The sequence below is a fragment of the Pseudoalteromonas neustonica genome (assembly GCF_001653135.1).
GTDB classification, from domain to species: domain Bacteria; phylum Pseudomonadota; class Gammaproteobacteria; order Enterobacterales; family Alteromonadaceae; genus Pseudoalteromonas; species Pseudoalteromonas neustonica.
This window is the reverse complement of sequence record NZ_BDDS01000002.1, coordinates 283,826-307,841: the sequence shown is the minus strand read 5'-3', so window position 1 is coordinate 307,841 and position 24,016 is coordinate 283,826. Positions and strand designations below refer to the sequence as shown.

Genomic DNA, 24,016 nt, shown 5'->3' with positions numbered 1-24,016 from the left:
TGGCGGCTTGTTTTAAATCTAAAAAGGAGTAAGTGAAGCTAAAGTATTTTCAGTTTCATTGTCTGAACTGTTAAGTGATTCGGGTTGCGAATAAGGATTCGGGCTGCAAAAAGCTCGGTATGCAAAGTTAGTTTTTGATTGTCGTATCACTACATTGCAAGCGCTAAAATACTGGATACTAAAACCCATGCTTGCCAGTTCGTAAGAATCAATGCTGAAATTACCGTACTTTTCAGTAATAAATTCGAAAATAAATTCGCGATGTGTTCGCTCTGTCCGCTTCACTTCTTGAACGCCAGTGACAAAAATATCAGTTGCGCCATACGGCAAACCTACAGGAATAGGGAGACCATCAAGAACCTGAAAAGTATCATTATTAGCAGCAGTATTAGTATCTTTTTTAGAATTGACATCAACCACTTGAGCGGTTTCTTCGACACTTTCCACAACATCTTCAGAACTGGAAAAATACCATATCCAATACAATATGCACAAAAAGAGCGCAGCAACTGGAAAGGCAAAAGCAGGGCTGTAAATGAAATTTTTACCTTGTCCTTTTGTAATACCTCCGGTTGCTGTCGATTTGTAACATTTGTGAACTTCGATGGGGATTTTTTTCCAAACGATGGTGCTGGCTTTGTTCGGGGTTTTTCCGTCAAGTTTTGGGTTGTGTTCAAAGATTCGCGGCCTTCGGTTGTAGTAAGGGATTGCGGCAAGTCCGTCAAAATATTTGTGCGCGTAGGCGTACTGGCTGACGTTTCTAATGAATTTGTGGACGCTTGTGATATCTGGGGTACAGACGATAATATCCCAGTTGTATTTGCGGTGCCGCATGTAGCATTCTTTGAGTGTTTTGGGATATATAATGTGGCCATGTTCGTTAAATAACTCCTTTCCTAAATCGTCAGTATCACCGCTAGTTAAATTATCAGGTTTAAACTTTTCGAGTTGTTCGTAATGATATTGATACCAATGACCGGGTATCAAATCTTTGTAAGTATCTATGTGTTTATAATTACAAGATTCGGGTTTGAAAGTGGCTTCGGTCGGATAAACGTCTTGCACTTCATCAATTAAAACGAGTGCGCCAGTTGGCATCCAGTGATACCAATTACGCCAAAGAGCTTGACCATCTTCGTTTTGTGATGATAAACGCCAAAGTTGAGCTGTTTCTGGGAAAGTCTCTTGTAACTCGGTCTCGATTTCATCGAGAGGTAAAATGCCCTCGATGTTGGTAACTACTAAACGCCCTTTTCTTAAAGCTGGTAACACTTCAAACCATGTAGCGCTGGCAGATTTAAAAGAACCTGGAGCTCCGTGAAAAATTGACGCAGCCATATTATAAGAACCTCAACACGTAACGAGCTACAAGCGCTTGAATAATAATATTAACACCATCAAAAAGGCGCATATCAACAAGAGCCGCTTTAACATCTTGAGGTAAAGCACTTGCAGCACTGGCGATTTTAGATGCAACTTGAAAATTATCTAATATAGATTTAGCAACAGACCACGCAAATTTTAAAGATTCAATTTGCGCGTTAATTTTAAATAAAACGATTTTTTCGATTATATAATTCAATGCGCGTTGAAAAAAATTAGGTACGTCATTATCAAAAAAAGTCCAAATATCTGTAAAAAAATCACCAGCGTTTTGGGCAAAACCAGCAATGCCAGATGGTTCATTTGCTAGTACAAAAAAAGGTGAGAAAAATAAAATAAGCAGTATAATTTTTGATTTCATTCTTTAGACCCCAGTAAAATAAAAAGCGCGGTAAGTGTTGCTGCAAGTAAAATTGCAGGTGCAATTAACTTATAAAAATCAGAAAAGCGAGCTATACCCAAATCAACACTTGCGCCCTTAATTTCTACTGTTCTATCTTCGTAACCGCCGCTCAATGCTGGGTTAATATCAAATAAACTTTTTGATTCAATTCTGATTTGTTCAACATAGTCAGTAAACTCGGTTTTTTTATCTGCGATTTCTTGTTTTAAATCGTTTAGATCAGAATCAGTGAAAACAGAATTAAGCCCTTTTTCTGAATTTTTACGTGTTGTGTTAACTGTAAACTTTTCTTTTTCAGTATTTTTCTTTATCTCATCAAGTATTAAATTGCCCTCTTTTTGCCCTTCTTTTAATTCTGTCCACGTGTCGTTACCTGTAGCTAATTCGTCTTTAATGCCAGCCAAAAGCCCGTTGGAAATTTGAGTTTCAGCGGCCATTCTGTCCAGTCGTTCTTCATGTGATTCAATACCATCAATCATATTATTATTAATAACATACAAATTATCATTGACTTGATTAACAGCGTCTAATATGTCCGACTTATCAGAATTGTCGGCGTCATCAGGTTCTGGGCGTTTATCTGGGTCAGGAGTAGGCTCAGGAGTCGGGTCAGGCTCGGGCTCTGGCTCGGGCTCTGGCTCAGGTTCAGGTTCTGGCTCTGGGTCAGGAACGCAAGCGACGGGCTCAGCAGAACCAAAAGAGATAGGAAAATAATAATTACCATTTTCGTCAGGTTGAATTTGACACTGACGACCATTTGGAGCATCGAAACAAACTGGATTAGATGTTCCGTTTCCAAAAACGTAAGGATCATTTTCAGTGGGCGCTGGACAATCAGGGTCAATTTCTGGCTCTGGGTTTTTATCATCAAGGGCTTTTGCGCAAATAAATTTAGGAGCATCAGGGTCTGTCGGTTGCGGGTCAAGTGGTATGGGAAATGTATAATTAGGCATCGTTTCCGGAGGACAGTAATAGTCAGAATGACCGAAATAAATAATACCAGCAAGTCTTTCATAAGGGACTACAGTACCAGCCCAGCAATTATCTATTGATGATGAGCCTGTGCATGCAGTGCCAACAGCGTAAATAAATACTTTTTTAATATCGTCGTTAGCAATGACAGGTCTGCTGTCAAACGTATAATCGCTATGCAATTTATTAACGCTTTTATTAGATGTTGTAATTGCTGACATACAACCGCTAGCTGTATCAGTATATGATTCGCCATTATATCCTTTGATGTCACAAGCCTCATAGACGGTATAATAGTCACGTCCAGGAGGGACGGTGTCATTAGGGTCATAGGACAAAGCAAGAGATTTAGAAACAAAAAAAGCGCTACTAAGCGCCAATAAAAATATTAGTAATCGCATGTAAGCGCCTTTAAAAAATGGGCGGTTTTACCCGCCGTTGTTATTAACTGGTTCTTACGCCACTGGAGAATCCTTCGACGAAGCACCAGACCAGAAATGACGCAAGGCCAATTGATGTCACCATTAGTTACGTAGTTTTGACGCAATCATGCCAAGTGCAAAGCCAATTGCAGCGACAGTAATTACACCAGTAACAATTAACGAATAGTTAGCGCTACCATCAGTAACCGCTGTATTGATAGCCGCGCTATGGTCAGCAGCAAATGCAGACGCAGAGCCAAGCGTTGCAGTAACTAAAAGACCAGCTTTAGCGCGTTTTGAAACTAAGATATTTTTAATGTTCATGTTGTATTTCCTTTAGGTTAAGTTTTGCCCATGGTTCGGACGACACGACCGGCACAATGAGCTGTCATAAAAGCGACCAAGGCCGCCGAGTTAATTAGGCCGAAAGTGGCCAAGTCAAAAGCAAACAATTCATTGAGAACGTTTACTAAATTTTGTTGTTGCAATAAATCAAATTCAGCTTGTGTAACAATCACAAAATCACAAACGCCAGTTACAGCTTTTAATGTTTGGTCGGGTTGGATAGCAACACATTGAGCCATTTTTATTTTGCTGCCTGTTTAGATTCAACTGGTAAGCTATGTAGACGAAAACCTTTCCAATCCATTTGACGAGCAACGTTAGCGCCTTCGTAGTATTCGATATTTAATATCACAGGCTTTAAACCCCAACCGTTTGGATCAGATTGAAGATGTTCAAGCAACTGGTAAGTGCCATCTTTAAATTGGTCTGCTGAGACTTTTACAGAAAGAATCTGAGCAGGGTTTTTAGTATGCAACTTAAACTCCCCAGTAGTGGGCAGGGGAGCGCCTTTGTCATCAGTACGATTAACATTTACTAAGTCTGTTATAGCGCCTTCAATATTCATAATTTCTCCAATTGGGTTTGATTTTATTAATAGTTACAGTTAATGACACAAGTCCAAGCTCGCGACTTCGTCGCTCGAAATGTTGCCAGCCAGAGCTTCGTAGTCCATGAATAGACACATGTTTTGATAATCTTCCAAAGCACACGCTTCAAGGAACTGCATATCTTCATCGCTAGGTGCGAATAAACGCCCGTCATCATGCCAGCCTTGTATCTGCTCAGAGACACCACACATGATTTTACGTTGAGCTTTAATATCTTTTTCAGTGAGTATCTGGGTAGTACCGCGGCGAGTGATAACAACAACAGCATCCCATGCAACACCAAGAATACGATTTGCTGGTTGGTCGCCGTATTTAGTCGCAAAGTAGGGCGATTTGGTTTCGCTGCGGCTAATTTCCCCAGTGATACGATCAACAATATCGGGGAGCTGGTAGTGAATGCGTAGCGTTTGGTCTTTGCGTTTAACTTGTACGCCACCCATTGCAAGACAAAACGCTTTCCAATCTGATGAATCAGCGGCTTGGCGTACCTTCTCAAGTGCGTATTTTGAAACTGTATCTAGTGTTGTATTCATTGCGTTTGCAACCTCACATTTGCCAGTGTCACCCTGACCTAATCGTCTAAGTTCACGCCAAAGAGTGACCGAAGGGCCACCAATTTGCTGAAAACGTCTAATATCAAAAGTGCTAGCCCAAGTAGATGCACGTTCTGCGGCATCCGCTGGAAGTATTTTCATTTCGCCAGCTTGCGAGCAAATTACTTTGTCTATGCTGTCACCAGTCACCGCTTTAGTAATGTATTTAGCGATGTAACCAGCAGCAGAGCCTTTACTTTTATTAATCGTAATGGCCTTAAAGCGGGTGCTACTTGTTCTAAATTCGGTGGGTGTATCTTCAGTACACAGCTTTTTCATGATTGCGCGAACTTGTATTGCATCGCCTTTTTCCATGAATAAAAGCATGTGCCAATGTGGGCAACCGTCATGGTGTGGCTCTACAACTCGAAACCCATAAGGACGTAAATTTTGCTTTGAGAATAGGGCGCGGGCACGTTTCCAAATACCGTTAAAATATTCCTGTGCATCCTGAGGGGTTGAACCATCATATTTATTATTTGGTCGGCCTGTATGGTGAACTGCATGAAAACGACTAGGCGCAGATAAAGTATAAAACTCGCCGCGGTGGCCGTGCATGTCTGCTAGTTCTTCAAAACCACGAATACGAACCATTAGTTCGGCTGCTTGCTGTTTGCCTGATGTGTGCGAACGTTCAATAATTGATTGCAGTGTTTCGAACTCATCAAACGGGTTTGCATCGTTTGGAACAACAAATAAATCAGACATTATTTCGGCTGATTTGCGCTTACGTTCTCGGCGGTTTTGAATTGTTGGTTGTGATACATAAGCACTGGCTTTTTTATGTACGAGTCTTAAATCTCGGGCTAATTGCTCAATAGTAAACGCTTGGATTTTGCGTAGTTTACGACGCCAGAAAATTGGGTCGGCGAAGCGGTTTAAAATACCAGTTAAAGAATCAGCTGCAATGTGTGTGCAATATGGTGAAACCAGTTCAGGCTCTTGAATATCAAAGGAATTTATATAACCACGGAGCAACTTAAAGGTTCTGAAAGTGTAGCCTAGTTTGCTTATTTCTAGTTCACAATAGCGTGCTTTTTGGTCTGAAATTTCACAAAGTTCATCATCTGAACATGAAAGGTTTATATAACCAAAGACAGGATTTCCACGTTTTAAAACTGTATCAGCATGCTTTAATCGTCTGTCAGCTTCAGCTAAATCATTAAACTTTTCGGCTAAAAAATATCCTGTACTTAGCATGTGAGAAAGGTTTGAATGCGTCTTAAAAATACGATTTCTGAAGGCTTTACTATCGAAATAGAAGCCTGTTGCTGGCTTATTATTTGGGTTGTGAATGCTTATATCTGCATGCACTTTGTCGAAATTTGCAGTCAGATTTATCGCTGTTTTTAGCGGGAAAACTTGAGAATATTGGGCATTAGATAATGAGTTCATTCTGAAACCTTTAATTCAGCAGAGCCATTAATTACTTGTTGAATAAGCGAATCGATTACAGCTAAACGCTCATTTGAATAAGTAATTGACCACTGAAGAAGTGGATGTGGAGCTATTTCTTTATCTAATGCTTTATCTAATGCTTTTTTAAGTAAATCAATATCAGTTTGATGCTTAACTTTAGAAGCAGCTAATACAGAGATTAGCTCATTTGTCTCATCACTATTTAATTCAAGTGTGCGTTTGATTGAACTCATAACTCTAATTTCCTTGTTTAAAAGAGGGCTTATTTGATGAGTAAGTATCTTTAGTTATTATGTTTATAACCATCAAAGCCATTAGAACCATAAAAAGATATGCGGCTAAAAAAATAACAATAGTTACAGGCTCAGAAATTAAGATAGAAAAATTATCTAAAAGATATTTTGATAATGTGAGATTTAATTCTTGTAATAATTCTAAGCTCATATCCGTATTTTCCCTATAAAGTCCGATACTATTCAGTATTGGACATTGAATATATTATTAGTAGCCTAAAGTGGCTACTGAGCGGATAATAGTCGCCAACCTTGGCTACCGTCAAGTTATTATTTAAAGTTATTACAAACTATAATTAGATAAATCCTAGGAGGACGTATGGCATTTAGTTCCGAACTTATTGATAAATACAAAGAATTCAAAGGGTACAGTCAAGACAAACAAGTTGTAGCTGACCTTGAAAATTGCATTAAAAGTAACATCAGTGAAATTAGAAAAGGCAAAAGGCACTTAACAGCAAATCAATGTATTTTTATTTGCAAAGAGATGGGAATTGATTTCAAGCCAGAATTAATTCAATTAGCTATTGAACGCTCAAAAACTAAAGAAGAAGTTAGTGCATGGACTGAAGTTGCAAAAAAGATTAGCGCTGCATGTGTAGCGGGTTTGCTGTTAATTACGGCATCATTCACCCAAGTTCAAGGGGCGCATTCGCGCATACGTTATAGCCTATAATTTATATTATGTTAAATAAGGAAATTTACAGGATATTACTGTAAGGGGTTGTTCGTTTGTAGAATAATAAAGATATGGATATTTTCGCCCTTGCCTTGCGGAAACCCGCGCCGTTACTGGGTTTGTACTGATTTTAGCGTGTAAATCCTTAACTTTGAATTACGCTTGTTTTTAGACAAACCCGTTCAAAATGACCCAAAACCCGCTTATTCCTGCTCATTTTACGTTTAAAACTAGATATTTTTTGATTGTTAACGTGCTTAAAACCAAGTTTAAACGCCATAAATCCACTTATTCCTGCTTATTTGGCGTTTTAAACGAGATATTTTGAGTGTTAACATGCTTAAAACTGAGTTTAAACACCATTTAAACGCTCTTTAAATCTTCAAAACGTGGTTATTTAAACCTTTTCGGCAAATATAATCGTATTAAACTGTGGTCCTAGTTCAATTGTGACCATGTAGCCTTGATACGATAATTTTATTTGGTTGCCTATATAAGCAAACGTATTTGGTTTTTGAACTGCGTTCATTAGATCATGTATTTGTTCAAGACTAAGTTGACCCGCTAAAAGTTTTTCAATTTGAGTGCTGCCAACTGTAACGGCGCTACTATATATAGGTGCGTTTTTACGTGACAATTCATTTAATAAATTTGCAGGCAAGTGCCCTAGCGTAAATTGCTGGCCATCAGCTCTGGATTTTTTAAGCGCTAACTTTGCTGCGTGTAAATTTATCTGCTTTATATAGTACTGCTGAGATTTCAAAACGGCTTCGTTAAATTGTGGGATTGCTAATTTTTGTAAGTCCGTTGATAAATTTATAACTGATTTTCCTGCTGCTATATCTGCACCTAACCATGCTTTGCCCGGATTATAATCCCAGCCTAAATCTATGCCTGGCAATTTATTAAGTTCTTCACCTGTTGATGAATCTACAACTTTGAATGACTCCATAAATTTATTAACTTTTTCAGGTTTGCTAACTGATAAACCCATGCGTGCAATATCTCGCGCATTAAGTGATACCACCTTACACCTGCAGTTATAACCATTTGGTGGATAATGCGTATCCCAAAACGGATGATCGACTGGTAATAAAATGTAATTCCACTTGCCGTGTTCAGGTCTAACGCGACTATCGCCAGCAGTTAAATATAATAAATAAGGCCTGCGCTGTTTGATCCGTTCTTGTTGTTGCCAACGGCCAGCTGCTCGCGCGGTGTTTTTATTATTTTGATAAATGACTTTTGATCGCCAGCCTCGTTTACCATTGTATGACCAGCCATGATCATCAACTATTTTGTCAAAGCGTTTTCTAAAGTCCGATATTGTCTCGCCGTCACTAATTGCAGCATCAACGGCTTTATAAAAATCATTGAGAATTGTTAGTTGTGTTGCGCCTGCAACAGTAAACGCTTTGGCATGAATTAAGCCCTGTAAGTCTTTATATGACTCACTTGTAAGCTTAATTTTGTCTTTAAAATGAGAAATGGCTTCCTTAAATTTAACAAGGTCGCCATATTGTGGAGCTGGTAATGCCATATTAGTGCTCTTTTAGCGACTGTTGAATGTCTTGAATTTCGTTTCTACGCGAATTATCGCGGCTATTTCCGAAGAAAAAATTCAATATTGAGGCCACTACAGTGCCTAAAATAAAGCCTAAAATGGTGTCTGCAAAGCGTGTTGCGGTCTCTGGAATGGTTAAAAATGTAATGCATCCGATGTAAATAACCGTTGAAAATGACCAAAACCACGCATAATAATAGATGAAACGTTTAGAGAATTTATCATCTTGATTGAGCGCTTTTATCTGCATATTGCGTGCGCTTTGGGTGTTTTTAAACGCTAAATCATCAAGCTCTTTTTCACGATTTAAGAGGGTTGTTCTTAACTCATTTTTTAATGATTCTGAGCTTTTAAGGCTGTTTAATGCCTCATCAGGCGAAGCCGTATTTGTTAAAGTTTGTGTTATATCGACGATTTTAGACGCTACTTTAGCGCCATTGTCGCCCCCTATCCACTTACCTATTTTAGTGTCTAAACCTGTTAGTTTAGCAAGCGCAAGTGCTATTGTTACCGGTTCCATAATTATACCTTTATATAGTTGTTGTAAGTTTTACCACCAATTTTAATAAGCTCTAAACCATCCAGTTTTTTATACTGACGAACGAGGCTTTTAGCGGTTGTAAAGTCGCATGTGTGGTATTCAGTTTTTTCGTAAAGCTCTGGCATTTCTTTTTTTGCACGGCGTTTACCCCACACTTTTTCAGCTTCTTTAATTGATTTGGCTGTGTATTTGGCGCGGGTTCGTTTGCGCCAAACATCAGGAATACACGCAGGGCGTTCGTTATCTTTAGAGTACCAATCGCCTTTAATTACATCGTCGACATACACAACTAAACTGGTTTTCGACTCAGATACACGCCCGCGTGTCACGGTTATTTCAAACTCTCCGAATTTGAAAATGGCTGAGCAAAAGTACCCAGTTAAGTGTTTTTCTAGCTCTATCCATTGCTCTTTTGTGATGGTCATAACCGCCCCGCTACAGCTTTGCAATATCGAGTGAAATTGGTTGCTCTATACCTTTATCATCTTGCTTGTAAAAGCGAATAAAACGGCAAGAATCAACCACGCCAACAGACTCAGCAATAATATTCATGGCTTTAGTCCATTTGCCTGAATCGTCTGAAATTTCGAGTTTACGCAGGGCTAAAATGCGTTGTGGATTAAGTGATCCTTGCTTATCGGTATTGAACGTTTTGCTTACAATGGCTTTAATGTTTTGATTACCGCCCTCAGTCCATTCGTCCAGACATTGATCTATTAACTGCTTAGCGAGCGCTAATTCAGGACCTAATTCAATACGCTCTTGGGTTTGCAGGGTTACTTTTAATTGGCTGTCAAAGGTGCGTAGTGTCACATTGCCTTTTTTACCGCCTAAGTTAACGCCATGCTCTTGGGCTAATAGCTCAATAAAATCGTCTGCTTCGGCCATTAAATCTTGCTTAAATTCAGCCAGTGTTTGTTGCATTTCAACGGCTTTATCAATGGCTTTTTTAACAAACTCATCTTTGATCAAATCGGTTTGTTTGATGTTTGCAATAGCCACTAAATTGCCTTTGCCGTCTTTTAAATATCCGTCAGGAACGTTATTCATCGTCTATCTCCACAGTTTTAGAATTAGCCTCGTTCATGCCTGCCATAAACTCATACTCCATTGCCGTTTGGGCAACGTTTGCCAGTGCTGAGTCTGAAATATCAGGAAATTCTGAGGTGATTTTTTGTTTAAGTTCGTCCAGGTCTTTAGCGGCCTGAGCAAAATGAAAAAGCTTTTTAATGGTGTCGTCTGTTGCGTGATCAAACAGGTCAAATTCGTCGGTAAGTTCGACGCTACCAGCTGATTTTTTGGCAAACTCGGTTTTTGCAGCAGTGGCAATACCGTGGCCTTCGTCGGGTACATCTAGCAGTTCTTCGCCATCTTTAGGCTTAGGAATACCGAGTTCGGTATACGCCCAATCAACACCAACAGGTACAATGCGGGCAGACTCACGCACACGGGTTACGGTGTCTGTGTTGATCTCACGTTTGTCTTTAAAGATGAATTTAGGCGGCTCGCCACCATCAAAATTTACTGTGTGTAACGCGTTTAAAACTTGATTACGAAAAGAAGCGACAAGCGCCCTGTCTGAGCGTTGATTATCGCCCGCACGTTTTGCATGGGTTTCACTGGCCGCGCGTGCACCGCCATTTTTTTGCTCCGTTGCTAGGGTTTGACTTGTTAGTGCTTTACTTATTTCTGCATTACAAAAGTTAACGAGCCGCTCAGGTACTGGCTCACCAGAGAGTTTACTTTCGATGATCTCAATTGTCGTATCATCAGGTATGGCTGCAATGCCGTCTTGCACTAATTTAGCTAAGCCATCGAGTAAATTATTGATGTCTTTATCTTGTGATCCAACAGGGTATTTACCCACAGGGAACGGAATACCAAAGCGTTCGCACAGCTGTACAAAAAACTTAAAGCCGCCGTGCTTAAACGTCCATGGCCAAAAGCAGCTACTTAATAATGCAATACCATAGGGATTTTCGGCGCTTGGCATGTGGCGAACGCACGACCAACGACGTTGATCGACTAGCTCGCCTTGTGGGTTTTCGCTGGTTTTTACCAGCAGTTCGTGATCACTATTAAATGCAAAGCGGCTGTTGCGCCAGGTCTCTACATAGTCAGGTTGCCAATGACCATCCTGTTTAATGTACTTGCCTAAATGGGTGACACTAAACCCGTTTAAAATAGCGCTATAGTTGTGCCAATCCATGTCGGCCCATTCGGTATGTGGGCATGGTTTTTTAGCAAAAAACGCTCTGGCGAGTTCATAGCTTTTTAAACTAGCTGCATCGTCACCGCCTGGCACAAGCTCGGTATTAAAGCTAAATAAACCGCTACGTAGTGAGCGTAATTCACCAATAACATGGGCATCGCGGGCTATTTCTTCATAAATAGCGGTGTTTTTACCTGCGCGACGCAGGATTGGATCAGGGTTTGGTAGCTCAGTGATAAGCGACGTAAGGTTTGGATCTATCCGGTTTTGGTCAAACATACGGTTAAGCGCAGCGTATGCTGTAGATTTAATGCGTGGCTTGCTATACATGATAGCCCCTTATTTGTTTAGTGACTTTGCGGCTACTTACACGCGGTATACCGCCTGCACCGGTGCTGGCTATCATCCATAAAATAGCCATGGCACAGCTTAAATCGTAGTGATGAGCTGTTTGTTTTTCTGGCCAGTTTTCAAGCTCGTCGAGCAGTAAACGACACCGTGAATGAAAGGCAATTTGTGCGGGGGTATTGGTAACGTAGGTTTCAAGTGATCCTATGCGTTCCTCCGCTGAAATGGTTGCGGTAACGCCACGTAAAGGCAGCGCAATGCCTTGCTCTAACCCTGTTTTAATAAACTGGCTGCGCATAAAATCAAAGGCGTTATTATTTTCAAACCCCCACACACGGCAGTTATATTCTTTTTGGGCGCGTATTAAGTCATTAAGCAAGCGGCTGGTACCACGTACTTTGCGGCTTTCGTATTCAACGTGTAGTTTTTGTAAATCTTTAGAATGAAAACCCACTAATATTGCGCTGGGATCAGCTTTTTCGGTTTTGCCCATGCTTGGGTCACACGCACCATACGGCACCCAATCGCTTAGGCGATCAACCCAAAAATCAAACTGATAAAATATGGCTTCTTCGTCGCTTTTGGCTATGCCTTGCATTTCGCGGTTAAACTCGCGCTTATTAGCTGCCCACATACACATTAAATCGTACAGCGTGCGCACACTTGGCCAGCTAGTTTTGGCGGCTTTAAGCATTTGCTTTTTGTTTTTTAACCAAAACTTAAATGACGGTTTAGCCTCGGTTGATACGGCTTCGCCTTTGGCGGCGGCGCGTTTTTCAAAGCGTTTGTCGTCATGCACCATTAGATCGCGGCATTGCTCCCATAAGTCCATGCGTTCAGGCATTTGTTTAATGGCTTTAAAGCGATGAACAATGTGCCCTGGTGCTTCTTCGGCTCGGCTTATTGGGTCATCGTTATTTAAAACAGTGTTTACACCTAAGAATTTTACGGTGCCATCCGGTGGGCCAAGGTATTGCACGGCGGCTTCTAGGAAGCGCCAACGGTTATCGCGTTCTGTGGGTGATTTAGCCTCGGCATCGGTAATAATGTCATCGGATAGCAGTAATTTAGGGCGGCTGGCACCGTGGAACGTACCGCGTACTGATTGCTCAGCCCCACGGCTTTCAAAGCGTACGCCTTGTGCTGTTACAAATTCGCCTAACTTCCACACGGGTGATGAAGTGCATACTTCGGGAAAGTCTAACGCGAGATTATTATTGTTAAGCAGCTCAGTTTTAACGACCTCTAATGTTTTGGTTGGCATTTTAGTTTCAGCGCCAAACAAGATCACAAAATCGATAAACTGCTTTATCTTCTGTAAGCCCAGTTCCTGGCATACGTCAGGGTCTTGTAACAGTGCTAACACCGCCACATACACAGGGGCAATTTTTACACCTAGGGTACTTTTACCCTCGCCACGCGGGGCAACAAACCAGTTTTTCCAACCGTTTTTAAGCTTGAGGGCTTCGGGGAACCAGTTCATAAAATAGCGTTGGAACTCTGAGGCTGTTTGATCGTCGTCTAACCACATATGATGCGGGAAATACGTATACACAAAAAACTCAAAGTCGCCGCCAAGAACGCGTTTGCGGCGTTCTTTAATCGCTGCGGGGCTTGGATCTATATTGCGCTCTTTGGCTTCTATATCGCGGCGTAGTGAGCCGGTAATTTGCTCTATTTCAGCTAAGAACTCGCGTGAATTCATATCGGCCATTAGTCTTCTAACTCCTGATCGAGTTTAGGACCAAACGCGGTAAGTATTTCAACAAACTCAGGGGCAAATTCGGGGTATTTGGTTGATACAAACTTAGCAAGAATTTTTACTACTTCAGCGGCAATGGTGCGCTTTTCAAGCTTTTTATTACCGCCTGATACCTTCATTACTTTGCTCATCATATCGGTGAGAGAACTCAGTATTTTGGTACGCTGGTCAAGTGGCAACGCTGCGCCCTCGGCTGATTTTAACAGCTCAAAGGTTTCGTTTACTTGAATGGTGAACTCTTCAATAAAGTCGGTGGTAAACTCCCCTGCTGTGCCTTCGCTACGGCGGCTTGCTGCACGGGATAGATCCCAATCGTCGCCGTTGTCTTTGGCTTCCATTTTCCAGCGGCGTGCTGTGCCGTCGGCCACGCTGTGTTTAATGGCGGCAACACTTAACGCTAGCAGCTCGTTTACATAGCTGTGGCGTACAGCGTTTTTCTTTTCTGCAGGGTGCGCCATTAGTTCATCAACCCATTTTTTACAGCATACGCAACTAGCGACACGGCTAAACCTGCTGTACCGCCCATAGCAGCCACTTTAATGCGTTGGTTAGTCAGTTTTTCTTCAACTTTAGCTAAGCGGAGTTCTTGTTTTTCAACTGCTGAAGTTTGGCGTTTTTCACTCGCTTTAATTTCAAGCCTTAAGCCGTCGGTTATTTCTTTTTGACGCGCTTCGCTCTTTTCGATGCTTTGATGAATGTCGGCTTTAATGTCTTTTAAGTCATTTAAAATAGCCGCCTGACTGCCCTGTATTTCACCTATGGCTTGAAATAATAAGTTTTCTTGTTCTTGATTCATGGGTGGTCCTTACGGGTTAAATACTTTAATGCCAGTCCATGTAGGTGGGCGTACATCAAAATGAAACCAACTCACTTGTCCTTCAATGGCGGTGATGTAGGGGAATTCTTGCGGGTGGGCTAATACGTAATCACGTACTTGCTGAGCTGTGTAGTTTTCAAAACTGCAATCAAAGCCTTTGCCTAGCTTATGCTGGCTGCGTTTTGCACCTATTGCGCAATCAAGCGCACGATAGCCACGGTATTGATTAGCGCCGCCCCAGTACCAGTTGTTTACGGTGCATGGGCCGAATTTATCACGTAGCTTTTGCAGCATACGCAATGCGCGATCATCAAATAAATTGAGTAAGAATAATGGGGTGTCTTTAAATAGTTCAAACGTGGCTTTTGGTACCAACTCCTGAAATATAAAGCTCGGTGCTGTTGGTACGGCCACTCTTTGTTTAAGCGCCATGCTGTTGAGTCCTCATTGTGGTTAAACGTTGTTTTGTTAGGACGTAACAGGCAGGTAAGCGAGTACTGCGTACTGGTTTGTTATTAGCTGGGTTTAGCAGCGCTTTAACGCAGGTACGCAATGCGGGCAGGTCTTGTAACGGGCAACGGCGAGAGATAGCTATTTGCTCGGCTTTAGAACTGGCCTTAATAATTTGTTGAGCTAAAAACTCAATAAATGGCGCATGCACTGTATTTGTCATGCTGGTAGTAAATCAATTTAGGGGATTGGGTAACACTGTAAACTTGTTTGCGGCTAGGGGTTGTAGAGCTTGTCTATTAGGTTACTACGAAAAATATCCGAATATCTAGAAGATATTAATATGAAACATGCTTAATTTAATGTAAATTCTGTAACTATTGGTTCTAATTAAAATTTATTAATGAGACCTGACGAATTATATCTATCAGAGCTTAACCATTCTTAAGATATAAGAGGACAGTAATCCAACAAGGATTAAAGCCTTACTGAAATTCACACTCTGGTTGAATGTGTTGGCAACTCGCCATACAAACAACAGGAAATAATTATGACCGGAGCCGAGTTTTTTTTGGCAATCAAAATCACTACCGCAATCGTAGTGTTGGTAGACAAAGGAATTGATATTTACCAAAAACTAAATGAAACTGACAAGTAAGTAAGTTTTATTTATATAGTGTCTGAATGCCACAGGCGCTCAAATAAATCCAGTTAAGTCTGGTACTTTAAAAATAAAATATCAAGTTAGTAGCGTCTTATCCTTGCATTAAGTCTAAGTTTGGCGCTCACAAGATAAAGATATAAAAAAGGCTCGTTTATCCAAGAAAACAAGCCTGTTGAAGTTAAATATTAAAAATATTTCACCAAGCTAATGAGCTTGAACTACTCACTAACTCTAATTTACATAGAGACATGGGAAGACCAAAACTAACAATTTCTAGTGTAGCTAAAGGTTCTCCGACTTCTTTCTCTTTAGATATAGCAGCAGCGTAACGTCCAAGCTCTGTAGGTGGACAGCCAATAATAATTTCGTCTTTAATCGACTCTGAATACTGTGTTTTATAATCTAATAGACCTAATTCGTGCATTTCAGTAAATTTTTGATTTAAAGGCATTGGCATAGTGCGAATTAATAATTTCTTAATTAATTCACTATCAATGCTCAAACCCTCAATATAAGCACTTATAACAGACCATTTAATTTGCTCAAGGGAATACTCTGGGAGTTGCTTATGCAATTTTTTTGAAACTTCTTCGTAGTTTTCTTTAGTGATTATTGCAATATTGTTATTATCACTATGCCCATTCACATCTCTTATAAAGTCTTGCCAACCTTCATAGTTAAATGTTTGAGTCCATATATCTAAAAATTTTGCAGACCCTAGTTTGACCTTGCTATTAAAAGATTTTAGAGAAAAACGCGATATTTGAGTTTGTTTTTTTACTGCGATTGAATTATCGCATAATAATTTGAAGTTCATAAGAATCACCTATTTAGTTAAAATATTGGCTGCTAGCTCGCCACTAAACTAAATGCCCTAAATAAATAAATCTTAGATTTGTCATTAGGAGTGTTTGTTTTACCGTTGTGGCAAGGTGTGCTGTTCTCTCAGCGATTAAAATATTATAAATTTTATCGCTGTTAGTCAACTTTTTTCTTTAAATAAGCCTCCTTATACTCTTCCATTAAACCCGTTACATCTAACCCCATAACTTTTCGTTGGTTGATGTAACGGGCCAATAGATTTAGACCATATTCGTACTGCCACCGCTTTGGCTTTTTACCGCCGCTAAGTTGCAAGGCAGTGAGCAGTACAAAGTTATTGCTTTGCATGTTTGTGCTTGGGGATGGTTTGAATTCTTACCTCAACACCATCGGTAATGCGGATAAATTCAAACCAGCAATGAATGCACACAGTGTGATCGTTATATATCTCACCCTCTGGAGGGCGTAACGTTTTTAACGTGTGCTGGCATGCTGGGCATTGGTAATTAATAACCGCTTTTTTTCTAAGTGATGCGGCTTTAAAAAATGCCTGACACTCGGCTTTAATGTCTTTTAAAAGTTCCATGAAGCCCCCTAATACTCTTCATCTAATCTGATTTCAAATACTTCATCACAGTGCTGGCATTCGGCTTCACCATCTACAAGTTCGTTCTGGAAAATTGTAGTGTCGTTCTCGCAATGTGGGCATTTTGCTTGTACATCAAACCGTGTAATTTCGCCTGATTTCATTTTTATAACCCCTTACAAACTTAAATTTAATTGTGTTTCGTGCGCCTGTTCGTCTTGGTATGCACTGTAAATACTGCTTACTTGCTGACGGGTGATCTTAAATTGTTTAACCAGCTGCTGAATGTTGCTGCTTTTAGCGTCCAGGGCTTGGCAAATTTGTTGATTACGAATTTGCATAAGCACCTTGTGCAGCATGGGTATTTGGTAGCTTGAGCCTACGTTGGCGTTTATAAGCTCTTGCACTAGGGCTTTGCCAAATACCTTTACTACTTCGTGATCCTCGGTTGGCTTTTCAGGGATATAAAACATCTGCCCTTGTTGCTCGGTAAGCACGGCAATGGTTTTTTCAACCCCTAAGTGCTTAACTATGCGGCGCAGGCCATGGGGTAATGCCCGTAAATCTATGGTTGATTCGCTCATGATTGCTCCTCAAATAAATAATCTAAGCCGTTTTCGCTGTCTAGTCGGCGCTGCTCTTGGTATGCCTCTACATCACGGCGAATGCGGCACTTTTCGCGGTCTGCTGCTTTAACTGGGCGATAGCGTACTTCTTCGGTATAAGCTGGCTTACGCGGGTTAATGGTAAAGTTTTGATACTCTTCGTAATTTGCCATTTACGCCCCCTGCTTTGTTTTATGGCGCTCAAGCCACTGTTTAAGTACTTCGATAATGTGCGGCCATTGCTGGGCGCTTTGGCTTAGCTTTTTACCTTGTAAGTGCTTTTCGCAAAACGTGTCGCAAGCTTGTTTTGAGTCAATGTTTACTGCGCCTGCACGGCTTAATTGCCCCCACAGGCTGTAAATCATTTTTAGCTGTGGCGGTAACTGCTTTTTACCTGCGTTTGGGTTCATTGAGCGGTAACGCGTTAGCAGCTGCTGTTGCTCAAGTTTGGTTAACCCCGTGCAAGTGTTGGTGCGCTGGTTGCTAACGTAGGCCACATTAAGTTGGTGAGTGTCTTGCTCAATACCCGCCGCCTTTTGTGCAATTTTGATTTGTTGGATCAAGTTGCTCATGCGCTTTGCTCCATGGGTATAAACTCAAACGCAATGGCGGGTTGTAAATTGATGACTTTAATACCCCAATCGCTAACGCCTTGTGTATAAACACGCGCTAGTTTTGGGTGTAAGTTATTAAAGCGAATAGCCAATTGCTCAGCCGATTTAACGCCTAAAACGTGCTGAATGGTAAACAGCTTTTCAGCTATTAGCATTGAAAATGCGGCTTTGATATTACCGTTGCAGCTGTCGATAAACTCGCCTGAACCTTCTTTATCGGCAAGCACAGCCAGCATGTGTTGTGTGCTTATGGTGTCGTTTATTGCTAAACGTGCGGTAAAGCGCTGGGTGTTTAAATTAATTGAAAATGCCATGATTAAATCCTTATTTAAAATGTGTTTAAACAGCGTTTAAACCGCTGGTTTATTAAGTACTGATGAAAAAATGCCATTGACTAACAGCTTGTCTACGGCGGTGTCTGGGTTTTTGTTGGTGTGGTTAAGCAAATGCGGGAGTAGGTTTTCAACCAGCTCGCGTGCGTTACCCTCAACGCGTTTGTGCAGCCATTGCCACCACTTTGCATCGTCTTGGGCGAGTTTTACTGTGCTCTCGGTTAGCTCTAAAAACAGGGTGCGAATGTCTTCAACCGTTATTTGGCCGATAGGTTTAGGCCAAAAGCACACGCGGCTTGCTATGAGTTCGTAGCGTTCTTGGGTTTGCAGCTTGTCTACGAGTTGAATATTGCCAACCAGCGTTACACCTACAATGGCTTGGTCGCTAATAGTACGCAGTGGATCGAGTGAGTTTGGTTTGCACTTGTCGGCTTCGTCTAAAATAATGAAGCGGTCTGTGTCGCGCAGCGCCATAATAATTTTTTGCATGTTTTTATAAGCACTTGGGCAGCGTGATAAGCCTAGGGCTGTGGTTAGTTGTTCAAGTACTTGAGTGCTGCTGGTTTGCTCACTACCTGCAATTAAAATAGCCTCTTTGTTATGGCGGCAATACTCGGTTATACCCTTGGTTTTGCCTAAGCCCGCTTGGCCTGCAAACACCGTAAAGCGCTTACGCTGGCGCGCTTGGTCACATGCCATGGCAATAAGTTTTGATGTGCTGGTAGGAATAAAACGCACATCGCCGTACACAATATTTATTTGCTTACGTTCGTCACTTGGCTTGCCTTGGTCAATGTCTGCAGGGCGAATAAGTGCCCAAATGTCATGCAAGTGTTTAGTGGGTTTGGCGTTGTACTTACCATTAATTAATTGGCTGATAGATGCAGGGCTTTTACCCATACTTACCGCAATACTGGCGCTAGTAATGTTTTGCTCGCGTATTTGTGGTGATTGCAGGCGCAGGCAAATACGCGCTGCTAGCTCGCGATCAGCCCTATTGTATGACTTATTAAAGCCGTTGCGCTTTTCAACCTCAGTGATGGCTGCTTCACCAAATAACTGATGCCACATTTTGGCAATGACCTTTTCAGGGTTGATGGTACATTTGTTTGCCAGTACCTCTTTAACTGACTGCAATGCAAAGCCACAGTTTAATTCTTCGGCGGTCATGCCTGTGGTACTAAGCTCTTGGTTAATCAGCTCAACACGCAGGGTTTGCTCGGCTGTGTATGGGTGTGGTTGGCTATAGCTCATAGGTTTGTTCCTTACGTAATTTGGGTTGGTCTAATAATTCGTCTAGGTCGATTTCGTGCTGTGGCCGTGCTGGCGATACATCAAAATCAAAAATATTTACTGTGCTTTTTTGTTCGGCTATTGCCGTGATCGGGGCTGCAAACTTAGTGATTGAATCAAGATCAACTATGCGTTCGTCATTTTCTTGGGCTTGAATTTCGCGGCGTTTGGTGTCAATGCGTTTTAAGCGACCAGTGCGGCGCGCACTTTCGGCTTGCTCAATACGCGACGATGGCACGGCATGCGATTTAGCTTTTAAGTTAGCGAACATTAAAAACTCCCCGTTTAGCTTATAAAGCTTGGTGTAGCTGTCGTCGTGTAGGTCGTAGGCGGCAATGAGTTCTTGGCCATTAAACTGGTGTAAAAAGTCGGCACTGTAGTCACGTTGATGCAAGCGAAAGCGGCCACGGCGAATGTTGACGGTTTCGCGCGGTAACATGACAAAATCGCCCTCTACGGGTGGTACGCGCTCTATGTTTTCGTCCCATACTTGTTGGCGGGTTTTGCCCTTAACCTCTGGGTGTGCGCTATTGTGATAATCGTTTAAAAAGGCTTTAAATTCGGCTATCCACTCGTCTACTGTGGGTAACGCTTTTTTGCCTTGCTTGGCCTCTTTAAGTACTAGCTGTTTGTGGCGATCGTCATGGTCGCGCCCGCAATAGGTGCTAAAGCGTTTACCAACGCGGTCTTCCATGTGTAAAAAGAACCGCTCTATCCACTTAACCCGTGCATTACCTGGTATGGCAAAAATTACGTCTATTTCAAACTGCGCATAAAAGCCGGTGGTGTCGTCGTTCATGAGTTTGTTTTTGTAGCCTGAGCCGTTATCTAGGTAAAACATGGCGGGCACATTGTTATGCACTTTAATAGCGCGGCTTATGGCTGCTAGGGTGTCGAGTGTGCTTTCGGCGTAGCCGAGTTCCCAGCCTACAATGCAGCGGCTTGCAACATCTTGAAACGCGGTTAGCTCGGCGCGGTAAGGCTTGCCCGTTTTTGGGTGAGCCAGGTATACGTCGAGCGTGTGGCCATCGCCGTTATACATAACGCCAGGCTTTAAGTTGTCGGTTGAGCGCAGCAAATGATCTTTATGTTTTTCACGGTACAGTTTTGCACCCATGCGATACGGGCTTTGTGGGCCTAGCTCATGCGGGAGTGCATTTATAAAACGGCGTACTTGGTGATGCTCTGCCTTGTAGCCCTCTTTGTTTAACTGATCTGCAACTTGCGCAAAACTTGGGCTGTTTGGGCTGTGGTAAAGCTCAAGGCTACGCGCAAGCCAGCTATACTTAGTTTGTGCTTTACCTTTGTGGTTAGGTAATAGGCCATTAATACCGTTGTCTTTATAGGCATTGCACCAGTTATAAATAGTTGCGCGCCCTGGTAACTTACCTAACGCATCAATAGCCGTTGTTATTGTGCCCAGCGCCGTATTTGCACGGTATGCTTTTACCAGCACATCAAACGCTTTTTGTAAGCCACATTCTTGAATCAGTAAATGGCGTACTAACACGGCCTTACTCTGGGCTTTTTTACGGGCTGTTTCGCTGGCATTTTGCCAACTTAGCTCGTTACCTGTGCTTGGTAACTTATTGTATTTTTGAACTGCAGGATGCATTGCTCTCTCCTACTTTTTATTAGAATTAGTGCTAAAACGGTCGTTGAACATGGCTAGCATGTATTCACGGTTGGTTTGGGCGTCTTGCCATTCGTCTTCGGAAAATTGCGGTATGCACTCAGCGCCGGCTAAATGCTCAGGACCAAACTCGCCACTTAAACGATTGAGCATGTGGGTAATGCGTTGCTGTACGCCTAGCCATAAATGCCACGTTGTTTGCGCTGCGCCTATGCGGTGGTTTAGGTCAAGGTCGCGTGTGTTACAGAGCTGCTCGGTCATGGCAATAAACTGCTCAAGGGATTGGTTAATAACCGCGTTATGAGCAAACGACTCACGGCGAACCTGTGCAACCAGCATGGGCAGCTCGTACATTTGCTTAGGGGCTTTGGTTAAGCGTTCGGTCTCTAGGGCGTTTATAAGCGTGGCCGTTTGGTCTTCAAGCTCGATGTGCTTGTCTTTTAGTTTGCGGATTTCTTTACGGAACTCACGCACTGATAAGTCATTGAGTGTGTCTAGGTCGTCGTCATCTAATGATTCAACGGTTTCAACTGGTAAACGCGCCATTTCAATTAACTTGCTTTTGTTCATGTTCAAAACGGCGGACGTCCGCCGTTTTGACTCAGGCAATGCTAAAAACATTTTTGCGACAGTCATTGATTCTCTGACAGTTCTAGGAGCTAATGAATGCTCGCGGATTTTCGATTCAAACTCGCCGTGGGCTGAATGCATTTTGATAGACATGTACACCAAGCCACGCTTAGCTGTATCTATAAGTGCTTGCTCTTCCATCTGAATAACTAGCTGCCATGCACTTTCTACATTGTCAGGCATCACTAGATGAACTTGAGTAGCCATAGATTCAATTTTTTCAGCTAGCTGTTGTTGCTCTTCGGCAGAGAATGTTTGATCCGTTAACTCAGTGCTCATAATGGCCTCCGGCTGCGTTTATGCGGCTGGCTTTACAAAATACAGACGGTTTTTGGTCTTTGATTGTCATTGTTTTTAGCCTTATATGGGTTTTATATCGGGTGGTGTGATGGTGCTTTCAGTCTTGGTTATCGTTGTTGAGTAGCGACTCTGAAATATAACGCTGCATGGCGGTTCGCTCTTCTATCTCCATTTGCAGTTCGGCGTGTTGCTGTAACAGCTGAGAGCGTTGGTCGACGGCTTTAAACAAAATAGGTTTTAGTAGCACGTTAGCAGGCTCTGTTGAGCGCACGGCATAACAAAGCGCTGGCAAATAATGCATTGGCATATAGTTGCTTTGACTTGGGGCTAACCATTTATTGAGTTTGGCTTGGTCTACATCGTTGTTTTGAGCGCGGAGTGCATCGTTCATGCGGTCTGCAATGACTGGGCGACTAAAGCCAGAGCGTTTCATTGCTGAACACACGCTATGAATAAACAAGTGGTATATATCGCAATCAGGCGCTACGTCAGCATCTAGAATGCTTTTAGTGAGTTGTTTTTGCTGTGCCATTGTTAAGTTTTCCATGGTAAAAATCTCTTGCAAAATTACATTGATTTAATACGCGTGATTGCCGATGCTATTGCTCACTGGCTAGTAACTCGCGTAACGCTTGTACTTTTTTAGCGCGACAATCTTTGTTTTTAATGTAGGCAGGTACATCGGGGAAAATAACTTCTACCGGTTTACCAATAATCTTGGCAATGGCAGCAGCCACTTTGTATGAGGTGGTATGTTGATAAACAACACTGCTAACATGCGATAGGTTTAAACCTAGCGCAGTAGCAACAATTGACAGTGAATAGCCTTTTTCTTCAAGGGCTTGTTTAATTTGCTCTGGTTTCATTGTAAAGTACCTTTTGGTTTACATTCTCTTTTCAGTTCTTTGGCGAGATTTAAAGAGAATGTTTTTGTTAATGTGTGGTGAGTATAGGTTTAATTTATTAACCCTGTCAATGCACTAAGGATCAATATTTTCAACCTAAAAGTTAGGTTGTTGATTTAAAATAGGTTTAAATAATTGAACCCACTAAGAGAAGAAAGAGAATCTTTAGGTTTAAATCAAAAAGACGTATTTGAAGCTATTGAGGTTTCTAAGGGAACATATATCCGATGGGAAGCTGGTAAACCAATCCCATCCGATAAATTGTCTGAACTTGCAAAGCTAGGATTTGATATCAATTATGTGGTTACTGGTTGTAAAAGTGATTCATTACCAGTCACCGCAGCATCAACACAAATCACAGCGCTGCAAACCAGCCACGCAGATTTAACTGCGGTGCCACAATATGACTTAGCGGCCAGTGCGGGGGGAGGTGCTTTAGTTATTGCTGAGCACCCTATTGCTCGTTTTGAGCTTTCAACCCGTTGGCTGCAACAAAATAACTTACATAATAAAAAATTAACTGTGGTACCTGTACGCGGCGATAGTATGGAACACACTTTGTGTGATGGTGATTTAACCTTGGTATCGCTAATTGATGATCCTGCAGATGCACGTGAAGGTGTATGCGTACTGAGGTTTGATGATGAGATTTTTGTAAAACGTATACAGTACGACTTTAAAAGTAAGGGCTATAACATCACCAGCGACAACAACGCATACTCTGGCTTTTTTGTTGAGGCGGATGATATTAGCGCTGGGCGCTTTAGCGTGCTTGGCCGTGTAGAACGCGTGCTACAACGAGCACGTAAAGTGGATTGATA

Annotated in this window: 34 protein-coding genes; 2 read left to right on the top strand and 32 right to left on the bottom strand. The window is 41.8% G+C overall.

Annotated features, from left to right (window positions below; genetic code table 11):
- Positions 1-18: 18 nt before the first annotated feature.
- From A7967_RS04685 to A7967_RS04645, 9 genes are all read right to left on the bottom strand, one after another.
- Positions 19-1,338: a zonular occludens toxin domain-containing protein gene (locus A7967_RS04685; protein WP_064435453.1), complete on the bottom strand. Its 1,320-nt coding sequence runs from the start codon at positions 1,336-1,338 to the stop codon at positions 19-21.
- A gap of 1 nt (position 1,339) precedes the next feature.
- Complete coding sequence (locus A7967_RS04680) at positions 1,340-1,744, bottom strand: DUF2523 family protein (protein WP_064435452.1); 405 nt, start codon at positions 1,742-1,744, stop codon at positions 1,340-1,342.
- Complete coding sequence (locus tag A7967_RS23170) at positions 1,741-3,159, bottom strand: hypothetical protein (RefSeq protein ID WP_064435451.1); 1,419 nt, start codon at positions 3,157-3,159, stop codon at positions 1,741-1,743. The genes A7967_RS04680 and A7967_RS23170 overlap by 4 nt, the downstream gene beginning before the upstream one ends.
- Positions 3,160-3,282: 123 nt before the next feature.
- Positions 3,283-3,504, bottom strand: a complete 222-nt coding sequence (locus A7967_RS04670; protein WP_064435450.1) for a hypothetical protein — start codon at positions 3,502-3,504, stop codon at positions 3,283-3,285.
- 17 nt (positions 3,505-3,521) lie between these two features.
- Entirely contained in the window at positions 3,522-3,764 is a 243-nt protein-coding gene (locus tag A7967_RS04665) for a hypothetical protein (protein WP_064435449.1), read from the bottom strand.
- A gap of 2 nt (positions 3,765-3,766) precedes the next feature.
- A complete protein-coding gene (locus tag A7967_RS04660) occupies positions 3,767-4,090 on the bottom strand; it encodes a hypothetical protein (protein WP_244507088.1) in 324 nt (107 codons plus the stop codon).
- A 39-nt stretch (positions 4,091-4,129) separates the two neighbouring features.
- The gene (locus A7967_RS04655) at positions 4,130-6,121 is read right to left on the bottom strand and encodes a replication endonuclease (RefSeq protein ID WP_064435447.1); all 1,992 of its coding nucleotides are present in this window, start codon (positions 6,119-6,121) and stop codon (positions 4,130-4,132) included.
- Entirely contained in the window at positions 6,118-6,378 is a 261-nt protein-coding gene (locus A7967_RS04650) for a hypothetical protein (RefSeq protein WP_064435446.1), read from the bottom strand. The genes A7967_RS04655 and A7967_RS04650 overlap by 4 nt, the downstream gene beginning before the upstream one ends.
- A gap of 4 nt (positions 6,379-6,382) precedes the next feature.
- Positions 6,383-6,589 carry a hypothetical protein gene (locus tag A7967_RS04645; RefSeq protein WP_064435445.1) on the bottom strand — a complete coding sequence of 69 codons (207 nt, stop codon included), beginning with the start codon at positions 6,587-6,589 and terminating at the stop codon, positions 6,383-6,385.
- Between the two features lie 168 nt (positions 6,590-6,757).
- On the opposite strand from A7967_RS04645, the gene A7967_RS04640 reads away from it, so the two are divergent.
- Positions 6,758-7,114 (top strand): DUF3693 domain-containing protein, encoded by a 357-nt coding sequence (locus tag A7967_RS04640; RefSeq protein WP_064435444.1) that lies wholly within the window; start codon positions 6,758-6,760, stop codon positions 7,112-7,114.
- Positions 7,115-7,514: 400 nt separating this feature from the next.
- Here the strand turns inward: A7967_RS04640 and A7967_RS04635 are convergent, their stop codons facing one another.
- From A7967_RS04635 to A7967_RS04530, 23 genes are all read right to left on the bottom strand, one after another.
- Positions 7,515-8,657 (bottom strand): phage head morphogenesis protein, encoded by a 1,143-nt coding sequence (locus A7967_RS04635; protein WP_064435443.1) that lies wholly within the window; start codon positions 8,655-8,657, stop codon positions 7,515-7,517.
- Between the two features lies 1 nt (position 8,658).
- Complete coding sequence (locus A7967_RS04630) at positions 8,659-9,201, bottom strand: hypothetical protein (protein ID WP_054453581.1); 543 nt, start codon at positions 9,199-9,201, stop codon at positions 8,659-8,661.
- 2 nt (positions 9,202-9,203) lie between these two features.
- The gene (locus A7967_RS04625) at positions 9,204-9,647 is read right to left on the bottom strand and encodes a hypothetical protein (protein WP_064435498.1); all 444 of its coding nucleotides are present in this window, start codon (positions 9,645-9,647) and stop codon (positions 9,204-9,206) included.
- A gap of 10 nt (positions 9,648-9,657) precedes the next feature.
- Complete coding sequence (locus tag A7967_RS04620; RefSeq protein WP_064435442.1) at positions 9,658-10,272, bottom strand: DUF3164 family protein; 615 nt, start codon at positions 10,270-10,272, stop codon at positions 9,658-9,660.
- Positions 10,265-11,764: a phage portal protein family protein gene (locus A7967_RS04615; protein WP_054453584.1), complete on the bottom strand. Its 1,500-nt coding sequence runs from the start codon at positions 11,762-11,764 to the stop codon at positions 10,265-10,267. The genes A7967_RS04620 and A7967_RS04615 overlap by 8 nt, the downstream gene beginning before the upstream one ends.
- A complete protein-coding gene (locus tag A7967_RS04610) occupies positions 11,757-13,496 on the bottom strand; it encodes a hypothetical protein (RefSeq protein ID WP_064435441.1) in 1,740 nt (579 codons plus the stop codon). The genes A7967_RS04615 and A7967_RS04610 overlap by 8 nt, the downstream gene beginning before the upstream one ends.
- Positions 13,496-14,002, bottom strand: a complete 507-nt coding sequence (locus A7967_RS04605; RefSeq protein WP_054453590.1) for a DUF1804 family protein — start codon at positions 14,000-14,002, stop codon at positions 13,496-13,498. Before A7967_RS04605 ends, A7967_RS04610 begins: the two co-directional genes overlap by 1 nt.
- Positions 14,002-14,340 carry a hypothetical protein gene (locus A7967_RS04600; protein ID WP_054453593.1) on the bottom strand — a complete coding sequence of 113 codons (339 nt, stop codon included), beginning with the start codon at positions 14,338-14,340 and terminating at the stop codon, positions 14,002-14,004. The genes A7967_RS04605 and A7967_RS04600 overlap by 1 nt, the downstream gene beginning before the upstream one ends.
- A 9-nt stretch (positions 14,341-14,349) precedes the next feature.
- The gene (locus A7967_RS04595; protein WP_064435440.1) at positions 14,350-14,793 is read right to left on the bottom strand and encodes a hypothetical protein; all 444 of its coding nucleotides are present in this window, start codon (positions 14,791-14,793) and stop codon (positions 14,350-14,352) included.
- Positions 14,783-15,034 carry a hypothetical protein gene (locus A7967_RS04590; protein ID WP_064435439.1) on the bottom strand — a complete coding sequence of 84 codons (252 nt, stop codon included), beginning with the start codon at positions 15,032-15,034 and terminating at the stop codon, positions 14,783-14,785. The genes A7967_RS04595 and A7967_RS04590 overlap by 11 nt, the downstream gene beginning before the upstream one ends.
- Before the next feature lie 637 nt (positions 15,035-15,671).
- Positions 15,672-16,292, bottom strand: a complete 621-nt coding sequence (locus tag A7967_RS04585; RefSeq protein ID WP_064435438.1) for a hypothetical protein — start codon at positions 16,290-16,292, stop codon at positions 15,672-15,674.
- A gap of 161 nt (positions 16,293-16,453) precedes the next feature.
- Positions 16,454-16,645 carry a hypothetical protein gene (locus A7967_RS04580; protein ID WP_064435437.1) on the bottom strand — a complete coding sequence of 64 codons (192 nt, stop codon included), beginning with the start codon at positions 16,643-16,645 and terminating at the stop codon, positions 16,454-16,456.
- Positions 16,632-16,883, bottom strand: coding sequence for a hypothetical protein (locus tag A7967_RS04575; protein ID WP_064435436.1), 252 nt, complete (start codon positions 16,881-16,883; stop codon positions 16,632-16,634). Before A7967_RS04575 ends, A7967_RS04580 begins: the two co-directional genes overlap by 14 nt.
- 8 nt (positions 16,884-16,891) lie before the next feature.
- Positions 16,892-17,047: a hypothetical protein gene (locus A7967_RS23085; RefSeq protein WP_167349690.1), complete on the bottom strand. Its 156-nt coding sequence runs from the start codon at positions 17,045-17,047 to the stop codon at positions 16,892-16,894.
- 12 nt (positions 17,048-17,059) lie between these two features.
- Entirely contained in the window at positions 17,060-17,467 is a 408-nt protein-coding gene (locus A7967_RS04570; protein WP_054453601.1) for a Mor transcription activator family protein, read from the bottom strand.
- Positions 17,464-17,661 (bottom strand): hypothetical protein, encoded by a 198-nt coding sequence (locus A7967_RS04565; RefSeq protein ID WP_064435435.1) that lies wholly within the window; start codon positions 17,659-17,661, stop codon positions 17,464-17,466. The genes A7967_RS04570 and A7967_RS04565 overlap by 4 nt, the downstream gene beginning before the upstream one ends.
- Positions 17,662-18,060 carry a phage protein GemA/Gp16 family protein gene (locus tag A7967_RS04560; protein ID WP_064435434.1) on the bottom strand — a complete coding sequence of 133 codons (399 nt, stop codon included), beginning with the start codon at positions 18,058-18,060 and terminating at the stop codon, positions 17,662-17,664.
- The gene (locus A7967_RS04555) at positions 18,057-18,416 is read right to left on the bottom strand and encodes a hypothetical protein (RefSeq protein WP_054453605.1); all 360 of its coding nucleotides are present in this window, start codon (positions 18,414-18,416) and stop codon (positions 18,057-18,059) included. The genes A7967_RS04560 and A7967_RS04555 overlap by 4 nt, the downstream gene beginning before the upstream one ends.
- A gap of 36 nt (positions 18,417-18,452) precedes the next feature.
- Positions 18,453-19,688 (bottom strand): AAA family ATPase, encoded by a 1,236-nt coding sequence (locus A7967_RS04550; protein ID WP_064435433.1) that lies wholly within the window; start codon positions 19,686-19,688, stop codon positions 18,453-18,455.
- Positions 19,678-21,342 carry a Mu transposase C-terminal domain-containing protein gene (locus A7967_RS04545; protein ID WP_064435432.1) on the bottom strand — a complete coding sequence of 555 codons (1,665 nt, stop codon included), beginning with the start codon at positions 21,340-21,342 and terminating at the stop codon, positions 19,678-19,680. Before A7967_RS04545 ends, A7967_RS04550 begins: the two co-directional genes overlap by 11 nt.
- A gap of 9 nt (positions 21,343-21,351) precedes the next feature.
- Positions 21,352-22,269, bottom strand: coding sequence for a hypothetical protein (locus tag A7967_RS04540; RefSeq protein WP_064435431.1), 918 nt, complete (start codon positions 22,267-22,269; stop codon positions 21,352-21,354).
- Between the two features lie 118 nt (positions 22,270-22,387).
- Positions 22,388-22,837, bottom strand: coding sequence for a hypothetical protein (locus A7967_RS04535; protein ID WP_064435430.1), 450 nt, complete (start codon positions 22,835-22,837; stop codon positions 22,388-22,390).
- 52 nt (positions 22,838-22,889) lie between these two features.
- The gene (locus A7967_RS04530; protein WP_064435429.1) at positions 22,890-23,156 is read right to left on the bottom strand and encodes a helix-turn-helix domain-containing protein; all 267 of its coding nucleotides are present in this window, start codon (positions 23,154-23,156) and stop codon (positions 22,890-22,892) included.
- Between the two features lie 174 nt (positions 23,157-23,330).
- Between A7967_RS04530 and A7967_RS04525 the strand changes: the two genes are divergently transcribed.
- Positions 23,331-24,014 carry a S24 family peptidase gene (locus A7967_RS04525; protein ID WP_064435428.1) on the top strand — a complete coding sequence of 228 codons (684 nt, stop codon included), beginning with the start codon at positions 23,331-23,333 and terminating at the stop codon, positions 24,012-24,014.
- Positions 24,015-24,016: the final 2 nt, after the last annotated feature.